Raw genomic sequence first — 12662 nt, 5'->3', positions numbered from 1 at the left:
ATTTTATGACAAAATGCCAAGTGGCAGTTATGATCTAAAACATGCAGGTACAAAACAAAAACGACGGTAAACGCGGCGCGTTTTTTATAGAAGACAATGGTAAGGAAGTTGCTTTGATGCACTATATTTTTTCGGGGCCGGAAAAGTTTATTATTGACCATACTGAAGTTGACGAGGCCTACGAAGGCAAAGGCCTGGGCAAACAACTGGTAAGGGCCGGGGTTGAATATGCCCGCGAGCACAAGATGAAGATTTTACCCTATTGCCCCTTCGCCAAAAAGATATTTGAGTTAACGCCCGAGTTTGGGGATGTGCTTTTTTAGTTCATAGTTGATCCCGCACATGCGGGATGGTTGATAGCCGGAAAGGTTGTGATAGAAAAGTTCATAGTTGATGGTTCATAGTTTATAGTAGAAAAGAATAAAGGATGGAATACATATTAGCCAACCCGGTGGCTGCCAGCATTGGCACCGAAAAATTTAAATGCACAGTTGTGTGGCGCAATGGTAAGTTTATCTCGGACGAGCCTGAGATTGCCGGGGGAAAAGACCTTGGCCCCGACCCTTATACCTTGTTGTTATCGTCGCTGGGATGTTGTACGCTGGCAACACTGCGAATGTATATCGACCGCAAGGGCTGGGATATCCCTCAGATTGCAGTTGCCGTTAATATGTTTTTTAAGCTGGAAGGCGAAAAGAAAATCACGGTGATTGACCGCGACCTGAATTTTTTAACCCCGGTTACCGATGAACAGCGTGAACGCTTAACCCAAATAGCCAAAGTTTGCCCGGTATCGAAAATATTAGAAGGCGAAATACAGGTTCGTACTTTTGCCTACACCGGTACCGAAGTTGAAAAAACGCACACCTACACCAACGGCGAAATCACCGTTGAATGGCGCCCAGATCTTTGTAAGCATGCAGCGCGTTGCGCTACACAATTGCCGCAGGTATTTAACCCCAGCGCTAAGCCATGGGTGAATATGGATGGGGCTACCAGTAAAGAAATTGCCGAACAGGTGGCTAGGTGCCCCACAGGGGCGTTGAAGGTTAGAGATTAGTTGATTAGAGATTAGGAAATACTGAAAAGTCCTTTTTGTTAGTTACAAATATTTCGAAAATGCCCGCATTCCAACTAATCTCTAATTCACTAACCTCTAATCTCTAACACCGGCTTATTCATCACCCTATAAAAAAATAGCCCCCCAACAATATAAAGTAACACGTCCACCCAGTCGCCGGTATAGGTTTTGGACAGCCAGGGCAGCAACACTTCAAATGCCAGCGATACATACACTGTAATAAACACCACGTGCCATTTTGATAACGTATAAAAATTACTTTTAAATACAACAACCCGTTGAAAGCAAAGTGTCAGGGTAGCAATTACGGGAATAGCAAATACATCGGTAATGTAGCCATTAATGTAGGCAATGGGGTGATGCAGCTTCCGGGTGGCAAAAACCACGAGCCAAACAATACAGCCGGTTATAAACCATCTGTTGAGCAGGGTTTTCATTTAGCCCGGTATAAGGCTTATCAACACGATGATGATGGTTACCACTACAAAAAAAAGTATTTGCAGGTAAATGCCAAACCAGCGGAATGCGCTTATTGACCTTTTAAAGATACGTGTAAGGAGGCCATCGCCAGGGCGTATGTAAAGAAAGCCGCTTTCCATCAATGCCTGCTGCCGGGCTTTCCGTTCCACTCCGCGCGAAAACTGGTGTGTTTCTAAAAAGCCATTGCAGTTAATGCACCTGTCATCAAGGCCGCCTTCCCATAAAGTCCATTTGCCGCAATGCGGGCATTTAATTTCTCTCTGGCTCATTAGTTTAATCTCGCCTCAAATATAAAGAATAAGGCCACCCTTATACAAGAGAAAGCAATCAGGGTTTTGTAAAATAAAAAAGGACAGCCAATGGGGCCGTCCTTCAAATTTCTTAAGCGGTTTTTATATCTTAATTATTTCGCTGTCCTTTTAGCAGGAACTAACGGTAAAATGATAACTGCTAACAGGGCAACAACTTCTAATACAACTAACATGGGTCTAATTTTAAGTATTTATTTAAAAAATGATTAATAACTCTTCAGAAACTAAAATACGTTCTGCACTGGGGAGGCGACACAAAACATGCCATTTTTAAAAAAAATATTTTTCGTCCCAAAAACGTTGAAATAGAAATTTGCTATTTTTTTAAATTCACTTAAAAAACAGGTGTTATTTTAGTTTTTGTCGATATTTTGATGTTTTTAACAGGAAAAAACGGGTGTTTGGAGAAATAATATTCGTTTTTTAGTCGATTTTTAATATCAAGCCTAAAAAAGTGAGTTTTTTCGCGGGCTATTAACTTCAGGCTAAAAAATTAATTGCAGCGTTTTGTGTGGTTTGTTAACGCAGATTAACATGTGAGCGTTTGGATAAACTTTTCAAAAAAACCGGGCAGAAATTGGTATGTACCCGGTACATTAATCCTTTAAAATATTTTTTTGTCAATTTGGCAGTTGGCATGACAAGTGATAGATTTTTGTAAAAAACAGTTCATTTTTTTCATGACAGAATACTGCCAAACTGGCAATTGGCATTGATTGGCATAGTTGGGTTTACAAAATTGCTTTATTGGGCAACAACAACTGCCGCGCTGCCTGCGGGAACGGTAACAATAAAGCTTGTTTTATTAATAGTAGAGTTTTCAGATGTAACAGCGCCAAAAGTACCATCAGCTTTTACTGCCGTGCCGCCGAATGTTACCCCGGTTTTGGCGTCTATTGCGGGTGCGGTTAGCCTGGTCACGTTTATTGATGAGATAATTTTACCTGGGATAATATTAAAATCGAAGCTTTTGTCGAGGCTTTTATTTACCAGGGTGACTGAATACTTACCATCAACGAGGCAGGCGTGTGCGCTGCAAAATAGCGAGTTGTCAATTGTTGCCGGTATCGATCGCCCGTTTGCGCTGCCATATTTAAAGGCGAGCATAGCGTAGTATTCGGGCTTGGCTACAAATACGCCATTCTCCCGTATAACAGGTGAGTAGTGCAGGCCTACGCCCGTATGGAAATTAATGCCCTGGCAGCCATTATCGGCTAATGTCCACATTGCGTCGAGCGCCCAAATTGCTGATGCAAATACATCGCTTACGCCAACTTTGCCTCCGCCGTAAACATTATTGCACTCAGTAACCCTAAATGGCGGCTGGGTTTTGGATGTTGATGTTTTAAACGACCGTATAAGTTCTGCAAGCTTTATGCTATGCCCTAAAATTGACTGGTAGGTAATGCCGGCACTGGTTGCAGGTCCTGTTTCGTAATAATGGCCATCCTGTAATTTAACTTCATAGCCCTCATTGTCTGTAAATGATGTTATCCATGAAGTGTTAAATGCCACGTCTGGTCCGGCAAAATTGGCGCCTGGTACAGCTTTTTGAACGGCGGCCTGGTAGCCCCGCCACTCAGACAAGAAATCGCCAAACGAATAGGTAGGGTTGCGAAGGTGATTGTAGGGTGCGTAGGCATCGGGCTCGTTACCCGATTGAAAAGCATACAGGCTGCTGCCCAGCGAATGCGAAACGTAAGCCGCTTCGTCCGCCGCTACATCCTGGTCGTTATCAGCAAGGTTTAAGCCGAAGATAACAGGCCAGCCGGTAGCGTTTGAAAAAGCAGCCAGATGGTCGATATCTGAAGTTGTAATTGCATCGGGCTGGGTACCACCGCTGCGTGGTGATCCGGTCCAGGTTATTAGGTCGCTTGTGCCGCCACCCATCCGGATGATGCCGGGGCCAATGTTTTTCATTAGTTGGATCAGAACGCTGTTGTTTTCATTAAGATAATTAATATCCTGGCCAAAAACACCGTTTTCAAAGCTAAGCCCTTCAAATGTATCAGGGATGACATGCCCCGGGTGCTGTTCATCAAAAGTTACGTTAACGGTATGGTCGTTTGTTATAAATTGTTTTTTAATATCTGCGGAATTGTCCTTATGGCAGGAAACCAGCACTGCGGCCAGTAAAAGTATTAACCAGGTTTTTTGCATTGTGAAAAGGTTGTGAAACCGCCATAAAGATATGCAAATCCTGCTATTGTAGAAGGAAAGTTACAGAAATTTAGAGGGGAAATCTCAGTCGGTTACATTCCGCCCTTCATCCCCAAAACATGCCCCTTCATCTATATTTATTAAGGCCTCATCTATTACAATCGCCGCATATTATTTTTATATTTACTTTTAATTGTGTCAAATAAACACAATGTTATAACCAGCCTGGTTATTATAAACCGATTAAGCATTTGTAATTTAATTTAACCCTTTTTGCCGCGTATAATTATGAAGAAAAATTTTAAACCGCTCGCCATACTTTGCCTTGCCGGGGCATCGACTATTTTATTGGCCGGTATGACTGGTGGCGCCAATGTGAATATCTTAAACAAACAACCAGGGGCCGACAGCTCAGGCATTGTATTGGTTAAAAACGCCAATGGCCCAACGTTGGGCTATTCGACGACATCCGGCGTAAAAATTTTAATGGTCGATGGTTTTTCGTTTAAGGATTTAAACAAGAATGGTAAGCTGGATAAATATGAAGATTGGCGTTTAACAGTGGATGAACGGGCAAAGGATTTGGCATCGAAACTGTCGGTTGAACAAATTGCCGGGTTAATGCTGTACAGCGCGCACCAGGCTATACCCGCCATGCCCGGCCCGATGGGCGCGGCTACCTATAACGGAAAACCATTTCCACAAAGCGGCGCAAAAGCATCGGACCTTACGGACCAGCAAAAGGCATTTTTAATAAACGATAATTTAAGGCACGTGCTGGTTACATCGGTACAAAGCCCGGCTGTTGCCGCACAATGGAACAATAATGTGCAGGCTTTGGTTGAGGGCAGTGGCTTTGGCATACCGGCAAACAATAGCTCCGACCCGCGGCATGGCACCAACTCGGGCGTTGAATATACCGCGGGCGCAGGTGGCAAAATATCACAATGGCCCGACCAGTTAGGCCTGGCCGCCACGTTCGACCCGTCTGTTGTACAACAATTCGGTTCGATAGCAGCTCAAGAGTATCGGGCATTAGGAATATCCACCGCACTATCGCCGCAGATTGATTTAGGCTCTGAGCCACGATGGGCACGTATTAACGGCACCTTTGGCGAAGACCCGCAGCTGGCAGCTGATATGGCCCGCGCTTATGTTGATGGCTTTCAAACCTCTACAGGTGATAAAGAAATAAAAGGCGGCTGGGGCTACAACAGCGTAAATGCCATGATGAAACACTGGCCGGGCGGCGGCCCTGAAGAGGGCGGAAGGGACGCCCACTTTGCTTACGGCAAATTTGCCGTTTACCCCGGTAATAATTTTGATGAGCACCTGGTATCGTTTGTTGATGGTGCTTTGAAGCTTTCGGGAAGTACAAAAATGGCTTCGGCCGTGATGCCTTATTATACCATATCATACGGCAGAGATATCAAAAACAAAGAAGACCGTGGCAATAGCTACAGTAAATATTTAATAACCGATTTATTGCGCACAAAATATGGTTATGACGGCGTGGTTTGTACCGACTGGCTCGTTACTGCCGATGAAGGAAAAACTCCAGACGTTTTCGCAGGTAAATCATGGGGAATGGAAGACAAAACAGTTGCTCAAAGGCATTATAAAGTTTTGATGGCCGGTGTCGATCAGTTTGGCGGTAACAATGTAGCAGGTCCGGTAATTGAGGCCTACCAGATGGGCGTTAAAGACCACGGCGAACCGTTTATGCGGGCAAGGTTCGAACTGTCGGCAGTAAGGCTATTGCGCAATATTTTCAGGACAGGCTTATTTGAGAACCCATACCTGGATATAGAAACATCCAAACAAATTGTTGGCAAGCCGGAGTTTATGAGCGCAGGCTACAACGCGCAGCTGAAATCGGTGGTGCTGCTAAAAAATAGCGCTAATGTCCTTCCGCTGCAAAAGGGTAAAACTGTGTACCTGCCAAAAAAATACAGTCCATCGGTTAAAGGCTTTTTCGGACCGCCGTCAAAAGAGAAATTTGAAGATGCTGTTAGCGCCGAACTGCTGAAGAAATACTATAACGTTACCGATGACCCAAGCAAGGCTGATTGCGCCATTGTGTTTGTAAGCAGCCCAAGCGGCGGCGCAGGCTATGATAGCGAAGATGTGAAAAATGGCGGCAGCGGCTACGTACCGATTACCCTGCAATACGGCCCTTACACCGCTACCGATGCACGTGAGCACAGCATTGCCGCCGGTGACCCTGTGGAGCCAACAGTAACCGACCGTACTTATAAAGGCAAAAGTATAACAGCCGCCAATATCACCGATTTGAAAACTATACAAAGTACCAAAGCCGCCATGAACGGCAAACCGGTAATTGTGGTAATTACTTTATCGAAACCTGCGGTGCCGGCTGAATTTGAAAAAGATGCCAATGCCATTGTTGCCAGCTTTGGCGTGCAAAACCAGGCGATATTGGATATTTTATCAGGTACTGCCGAACCATCGGGATTGCTGCCGTTCCAGATGCCGGCCAATATGCAAACGGTTGAATTGCAGGATGAGGATATTCCGCATGATATGCAATGCTATACCGATGCGGATGGCCATACCTACGATTTTGGCTTTGGTATGAACTGGAAAGGTGTGATACAGGATGCCCGTACCCGCCAATATGTAAACCGGGTGATAGAACCAATTATCAGCGTAAAGGGCGGAACGGTAAGCCTGAGCAGCGCAACCAATGGCGCCAAAATTTATTATACAACAGATGGCAGCACCCCGGCATTTGTTAAAGAGAACGAATACATAAAACCATTTAAGGTGGCTAAAGGTTTAACCATAAAAGCAATAGCAAAGGTGTATGGGGTGGATAACAGCGGGATAGTGATGTATAGGGAGACGAAATAGAGAACACATCCGGCGTCATTGCGAGGAACGATCCGCCAGCTGGCGGACTACGCAGGACAATCAGGGACCTTGATGTTTATGGTGATCTCAAAGCCGCTTTTAGTTCACCACAAAGTTTTTGGTCCGTTGATTAGCGAGTGTAGTCCGCCAGCTGGCGGATCGTTCCTCGCAATGACGGCTTTTAATTGATATTATATTGTTAAATATCGCCATGAAAAAGATACTAGTTATTTTACTTTTAGCTGGCGGCCTGGCAACCGCCACCCGCGCCCAGGGCCATTGGCAACTGATAAAATCCACCAATAAAGTTGCGCCCCGCAGCGAATGCAGCCTGGTAGTTGTTGAAGGCAAGCTATATTTAATTGGCGGCGATGGCCCTGCCCGGCCGGTTGAGGCTTACGACCCCAAAACAGACAGCTGGGCACAAAAAGCTATGGCCCCTTTCACCATGCACCATTTGCAGGCGGTTGGTCTTGGCGATAAAGTTTACGTGCTGGATGCCTTTTACCAGGGAGGCTACCCCGACCAGGTACCTTTGCCAAATGTTTACAGCTATGACACCAAAAAAGACAACTGGCAAAAACTAGCCGAAATACCTGCCGAACGCCGAAGGGGCGGCGCAGGCGAAGCTGTTTATAACGGCAAACTTTATATTGTTTGCGGCATAACCCACGGACATCGTAGCGGTACCAACAGTATGTTCGACTGCTACGACCCTGCAACCGACAAATGGACAAGCCTCCCCGATGCACCCCACATACGCGACCATAGCATGGCTGTTGTAGTGGGCGATAAGTTGTATGCCATTGGCGGCCGCAATACCAGTTTGCACGATGCTGATAACTTCATGTCGTTTTTTAACAAGGTCGTGCTTGATGTGGATTGTTACGATTTTAAAACAGGCAAGTGGAGCACGCTGGACGCTAAACTGCCTATGGGAACAGGCGGTGGTACAGCCGTTAATTTAAACAACAAGATATTTTACATCGGCGGCGAACGCGCCACCGATACCCAGCCGAATGGCCCGCAAAAGGATGTTTACTGCCTTGACCCTGCCAAAGATACCCAATGGCAAAAAGTGGCTGATTTAAACCAGGCGCGAAATGGCGTAGGCGGTACGGTGCTTAACGGAAAAATATACATTGCAGGTGGTGGCGGTGGCCCGGGCGGACCGCCGCCACCAAATGGTGGTAAACCGGGCGCTAACCCGCCACCAAATGGACCGCCGCCCGGTGGCAATGAAGGCGATATCGCGTTGGAAGTGTTTAGTCTGAAATAAAATCGTTGCAGAAAATCGCATAGTTTAATTTGGCTAAAGCCTCTTTTGTTGCCCGCTAATCCGTTGGTTTTAACCGACGGCAATGAATAATCGAATCAAAAAAATTCATTGCCGTCACTTTTAAGTGATGGAACGTCAGGAGTCAGCCCGGGGGCTTTAGCCAAAAATTGCAGGGCGGCAATGTAATTTGTACCTGTTGCCATGGGCGCGTTAAATAGTTATATTTAACAACTCAATCAACCTAACGATGCGTAAAATTTGTTTAATCCTATTGTTGTTCCCTGCCCTGTTGTGGGCGCAAACCGAACCTGCGGTGATTCCCCTTTGGGAAAAAGGTGCGCCGGGCTTTGAAAACCGCAGTAACGAGCCTGAATTAGCCAAAGATTATTGGGTGAGGAATGTACACAACCCATCACTCACCGTTTTTTTACCGCCTAAGGATAAGGCTACCGGCGCTGCCGTAGTGGTTTGTCCGGGTGGTGGTCATCGCTTGCTGGTTTACACGGCAGAGGGTATTGACCCCGCTAAGTTTTTAAATAACCTTGGCGTGGCTGTTTTTGTATTAAAATATCGTTTGGGGCGTGATACCTTATCACCCTATAAAATTGATGTACATGCCAAACAGGATGGGTTTAGGGCGATGCGCCTGGTACGCAGCCGGGCCGCCGAGTTTGGTATCGATACTAACCGCATTGGCTTGATGGGTTTTTCGGCAGGTGGGGAAGTGGTGGATATGGTGGCATTTGATAAAGGCAAAGGCGACCCTAACGCCGCCGATCCGGTAGACCGGCAAAGTTCAAAACCTGCTTATATCGTGCAAATATATCCGGGTCCGCTTTATGTACCGGATGTTGTCCCTTCAGACGCGCCACCGGCGTTTCTATTGGCTGCCAATGACGACCCATGTTGTTCGGTGCCCGTAATGCAATTGTTGCAGCGTTACCGCGATGCTAAGGTGCCGGTTGAGGCACATTTGTTTACACAAGGTGCCCACGGTTTCAATATGGGGCAGCGCTCAAAGCTAAAATCAATAAATACCTGGCCGCAGCGTTTGGCCGATTGGTTGTCGGATAATAATATTTTACAGCCAGTGAGACCGAAGGTGATGCATTAGGATGATTTGATCTTTACCGTCATTGCGAGGAACGAAGCAATCTTTACTTAGGACATTCATGGACGTTAATTTTGATGGAGACCTTACAGCGGCTGATAGGTCTCCATGTGTTTTATGCTTCGTGATTAGCGTGTGCAGAGGTTGCTTCGTTCCTCGCAATGACGCGCGGGTAATAGTTGGTATCTATTGTATCGCCAGAGTAATATTCCGTAAATAATAAACCATATCGCCACAATAAGTGTTACCTTGTTGTAAACCCAAAAGATTATGGCAAATTTTCAGGAGATAATAGCGTCGGATAAACCGGTATTGGTTGATTTTTCGGCAGAGTGGTGCGGGCCGTGTAAAATGATGCCGCCTATACTAAAGCAGGTAAAAGATGCCTTAGGCGATAAAGTTACCATCATCAAAATAGATATCGACAAAAACCCCGCGGCAGCTAATGCCTATAAAGTGCAAAGTGTACCCACTTTAATGATTTTTAAAAACAGCGAAACCAAATGGCGCCAAAGCGGCGTAATGCAGGCCGGGCAATTGCAGCAGGTTATACAGCAGTTTGTTTAGGGTTGGAGGTAATACTCCCGCGTCATTGCGAGGAACGAAGCAACCTCTTCACATGCTAATCAGGGAGCAATAACACTGTGGTGACCTATCAGCTGCATTTAGGGCGCCACAAATATCCAGGTCCATGACTGTCCTACGCAGAGATTGCTTCGTTCCTCGCAATGACGGTAATTATGTTTAGCGTAAGCCTCACACCTTCCCCATCTGCGGGTCACTAAAGCTGGGTTTACCGGTCTCAACCCGGCCGGCGTAGCGTTTCTCAAAGGTTTGTATACCGCTTACTTTTACTGTAAAATCGTACCAGTTATGGCTTGTCGCCAGGTTTAACAATATGGTTGATGCTGCTCCCGGTTTTATAACCGCCACATGGTTGTTGGTTTTGTAAGCATTATCGGTTATCACTACACTTTTTTGTTGTGCGCTGTGGTTATGCAACTTTAGTTCAATATTGCCTGTAAGTTTTTTGGCGTCAGGGTGGCCGGCCTGGTATTCGGCAGTAATATCTAAATCAGGGTCGTTAACGGAGCCTTTAAATTCGCGGTAAAAGCCGTTGGGGCCATAAACGCGCAGGTGGTAATTGTCGTTTTCAAAATCGCTTAACGGCCATTCGTCGGCAAGGGTGTCACCGGCTTTGGCAGTGTAGGCCCAGGTACGCAAATCTTCCTTCAGATACTTGCCCGGCGCATAAACGTTAAACGGTGAGCCTGATGCAGCGCTTCCGAAATATTTATTGCTGGCTGTAAGTTTTAGTCCGAATGTTTTTTTATCGGCACTCAATTTGCCATCAGCATACAGCTGGTAAGGCAGGGGGCACGATGGTTTTATACCCGGTTCCTGCTTCGGCATGTAGGGCGACGCATGAGGGTTTTTGTTAATCAGTGCAATTTCATCGGCAGTAAGCACCTTATAATCATCAGGCAGTTTTTTAAACTGGGCCTTGTGTATGCCTTCAATCGATTCATTTTTTGGTACAAAGGCAGGTGTCGGGATTGCTTCGCCATTATAAGGCCTGAAAGCCGAAGTCAAATCACCACAAACAGTACGACGCCATTCGCTGATATTTGATTCAACGATGTTTTTGCCGGTTTTTTTGCTGAGGAATTTCTCTAAAAATTGTAGTGTGGATGTATGGTCGAATACTTCGGAGTTCACCCAGCCGCCTTTGCTCCATGGCGATGCTATCAACAACGGCACCCGAAAGCCAAGGCCGATGGCATTCTCTTTTTCGTAATGTTCCGGGAAATCTTTTCGGGCCAGTTCCTGCTCGCGGGTTACAAACTCAACGCGGGTATCAATACCTTCAGATACTTTGCCGGTTCCGCTTTTGTGCGAATGCGGCGCGGTAAATGGTGGTACGTGGTCAAAGTAGCCGTCGTTTTCGTCATAGGCCAGTATAAATATGGTTTTCTTCCAAACTTCAGGGTTTTTGGTAAGGATATCCAATACTTCCGAAACATACCATGCCCCAAACCAGGCCGCGCTGGGATGATCGGAGAAGTTTTCGGGTGCAGTTACCCACGATACAGTTGGCAGCTTGCCGGTGTTTACATCTTCTCTGAATTGGTGCAGCACATCACCCTTAGGTACTTTCAACTCACGCATGGTGCCGTTGTCGGTATATTTTAAATCAGTAAGCGTTCGGTAGTCCGGGTCGTTTTTATTATTGCTGAAAGCTTTGTTGTGCAGGCTTTTTTCCCTGTCCGACAGCTTATCAAACATTTCCGGGTTATACGTTTCACGCTCTTTCAATACGCCTTTAAGGTAATTCTGCATCTCCCTTAATTGTTTTTTAAGGTGACTGATATGTGCATCGCCGGCAGGGAGGGCGTCTATTTTCTTTTGCAGTTCATCAATTTTGGCAGGCAATTCAGTCGCCCTTTTTTCCATGGCGATGATGTGCGGCTTGTGCAGGTGGATGTTGTATTGTTCGAAAAATTCCAGTGCGTTATCCTGGAAGTTTGAAAGCCAGGGGTCTTCCTCGCCCTCAAAACCGGTATCAATAGCTACTTCATTTTGGTAGCAGTTCCATGATATGCCGGCATCTTCCAAACGTTCGGGAAAGGTCTTCCATTTAAGGGTGCCGTAATCCATATCCTCGTTCCAAACGTGGGCCAGTGCATCTTCGTTTTGTTCTTCGCGGATAGTACCGGTCCAAAAATAAAGGCGGTTGGGATTAGTACCGGTCAGTGCCGAGCAAAAGTTTTGGTCGCAAACGGTAAAAGCATCAGCCAGAGCGTAATAAAAAGGGATGTCTTCACGAGTGTGGTAACCGAGGGTAAGCGGCATATTTGCGTATTCCTTGTTGCCGCTGCGTTTATTGTCGAGCCATTTATCAAACTTGCCATCGTTGCGGGCATTCACCTGGTTGCGCCACGAGTGCGGCAGCGAATTCATCCAGGTGGTTTTTGTGTTTTTTATATCGAGGCGGAAAGGTGCATAAGTTTCTCCCCTGGCGTTTGACTGCAGCCATACTTTATTTTTATTAGGGAGATTGATGGCGCGCGGGTCGTTGTAACCACGCACACCTTTAAGCGTACCATACACATGGTCGAACGAGCGGTTTTCCTGCATCAGGATAACTATGTGTTCGGCATCCATGTAGGTGCTTCCCGGCGCCGGGTTAATGGCCATTGCCTTCTGTATTGAAGCCGGTATTAAACCCGATAAGCCGGCTGCACCTGTTAGTAACGCCGCTTTTTTAATAAAATCTCTCCTGGTATCCATTTTGTTTGTAGAAGTAAATATAGTACTGTTTAGTTTGCAGTTGCCGGTTTGCAGTGGGCAGTTTTATCCCAATGA

General features: G+C 46.1%; 10 protein-coding genes. 6 read left to right on the top strand and 4 right to left on the bottom strand.

All coding sequences use genetic code 11. The features are described 5' to 3' along the window. Nucleotides 1-41 precede the first annotated feature (41 nt). Together NAF19_RS02980 and NAF19_RS02975 are read left to right on the top strand one after the other, a co-directional pair. Nucleotides 42-323: a GNAT family N-acetyltransferase gene (locus NAF19_RS02980; RefSeq protein ID WP_252788259.1), complete on the top strand. Its 282-nt coding sequence runs from the start codon at nt 42-44 to the stop codon at nt 321-323. 104 nt (nt 324-427) lie between these two features. Next, a complete protein-coding gene (locus NAF19_RS02975) occupies nt 428-1060 on the top strand; it encodes a (4Fe-4S)-binding protein (protein ID WP_252788258.1) in 633 nt (210 codons plus the stop codon). 89 nt (nt 1061-1149) lie between these two features. Here NAF19_RS02975 and NAF19_RS02970 read toward each other — a convergent pair whose 3' ends face one another. From NAF19_RS02970 to NAF19_RS02960, 3 genes are all read right to left on the bottom strand, one after another. Then, entirely contained in the window at nt 1150-1518 is a 369-nt protein-coding gene (locus NAF19_RS02970) for a hypothetical protein (RefSeq protein ID WP_252788257.1), read from the bottom strand. Next, nucleotides 1519-1830 (bottom strand): hypothetical protein, encoded by a 312-nt coding sequence (locus tag NAF19_RS02965; protein WP_252788256.1) that lies wholly within the window; start codon nt 1828-1830, stop codon nt 1519-1521. A 786-nt stretch (nt 1831-2616) separates the two neighbouring features. Then, nucleotides 2617-4032 carry a glycosyl hydrolase family 79 C-terminal domain-containing protein gene (locus NAF19_RS02960; protein ID WP_252788255.1) on the bottom strand — a complete coding sequence of 472 codons (1416 nt, stop codon included), beginning with the start codon at nt 4030-4032 and terminating at the stop codon, nt 2617-2619. Nucleotides 4033-4320: 288 nt separating this feature from the next. Between NAF19_RS02960 and NAF19_RS02955 the strand changes: the two genes are divergently transcribed. From NAF19_RS02955 to trxA, 4 genes are all read left to right on the top strand, one after another. Next, nucleotides 4321-6906, top strand: coding sequence for a glycoside hydrolase family 3 N-terminal domain-containing protein (locus NAF19_RS02955; RefSeq protein WP_252788254.1), 2586 nt, complete (start codon nt 4321-4323; stop codon nt 6904-6906). Between the two features lie 211 nt (nt 6907-7117). Next, nucleotides 7118-8185 carry a Kelch repeat-containing protein gene (locus NAF19_RS02950; protein WP_252788253.1) on the top strand — a complete coding sequence of 356 codons (1068 nt, stop codon included), beginning with the start codon at nt 7118-7120 and terminating at the stop codon, nt 8183-8185. Nucleotides 8186-8432: 247 nt separating this feature from the next. Beyond that, complete coding sequence (locus NAF19_RS02945) at nt 8433-9299, top strand: alpha/beta hydrolase (RefSeq protein ID WP_252788252.1); 867 nt, start codon at nt 8433-8435, stop codon at nt 9297-9299. A gap of 267 nt (nt 9300-9566) precedes the next feature. Next, on the top strand, nt 9567-9863 hold the full coding sequence (gene trxA, locus NAF19_RS02940; RefSeq protein ID WP_252788251.1) for a thioredoxin: 297 nt from the start codon (nt 9567-9569) through the stop codon (nt 9861-9863). A gap of 189 nt (nt 9864-10052) precedes the next feature. Here the strand turns inward: trxA and NAF19_RS02935 are convergent, their stop codons facing one another. Next, on the bottom strand, nt 10053-12587 hold the full coding sequence (locus NAF19_RS02935) for a phosphocholine-specific phospholipase C (protein WP_252788250.1): 2535 nt from the start codon (nt 12585-12587) through the stop codon (nt 10053-10055). Nucleotides 12588-12662 lie beyond the last annotated feature (75 nt).

The organism is Mucilaginibacter flavidus (genome assembly GCF_024055575.1).
GTDB classification, from domain to species: Bacteria; Bacteroidota; Bacteroidia; order Sphingobacteriales; family Sphingobacteriaceae; genus Mucilaginibacter; species Mucilaginibacter flavidus.
The sequence above is the reverse complement of the archived record's forward strand: the minus strand, read 5'-3'. Positions and strand labels throughout refer to the sequence as shown.

What these genes read in the sequence shown, in the direction of transcription:
- NAF19_RS02975 (WP_252788258.1), top strand. Translation starts at nt 428, where the DNA reads ATGGAATACATATTAGCCAACCCGGTGGCTGCCAGCATTGGCACCGAA.
- NAF19_RS02950 (WP_252788253.1), top strand. Translation starts at nt 7,118, where the DNA reads ATGAAAAAGATACTAGTTATTTTACTTTTAGCTGGCGGCCTGGCAACC.
- trxA (WP_252788251.1), top strand. Translation starts at nt 9,567, where the DNA reads ATGGCAAATTTTCAGGAGATAATAGCGTCGGATAAACCGGTATTGGTT.
- NAF19_RS02970 (WP_252788257.1), bottom strand. Translation starts at nt 1,518, where the DNA reads ATGAAAACCCTGCTCAACAGATGGTTTATAACCGGCTGTATTGTTTGG.
- NAF19_RS02945 (WP_252788252.1), top strand. Translation starts at nt 8,433, where the DNA reads ATGCGTAAAATTTGTTTAATCCTATTGTTGTTCCCTGCCCTGTTGTGG.
- NAF19_RS02980 (WP_252788259.1), top strand. Translation starts at nt 42, where the DNA reads ATGCAGGTACAAAACAAAAACGACGGTAAACGCGGCGCGTTTTTTATA.
- NAF19_RS02960 (WP_252788255.1), bottom strand. Translation starts at nt 4,032, where the DNA reads ATGCAAAAAACCTGGTTAATACTTTTACTGGCCGCAGTGCTGGTTTCC.
- NAF19_RS02955 (WP_252788254.1), top strand. Translation starts at nt 4,321, where the DNA reads ATGAAGAAAAATTTTAAACCGCTCGCCATACTTTGCCTTGCCGGGGCA.
- NAF19_RS02935 (WP_252788250.1), bottom strand. Translation starts at nt 12,587, where the DNA reads ATGGATACCAGGAGAGATTTTATTAAAAAAGCGGCGTTACTAACAGGT.
- NAF19_RS02965 (WP_252788256.1), bottom strand. Translation starts at nt 1,830, where the DNA reads ATGAGCCAGAGAGAAATTAAATGCCCGCATTGCGGCAAATGGACTTTA.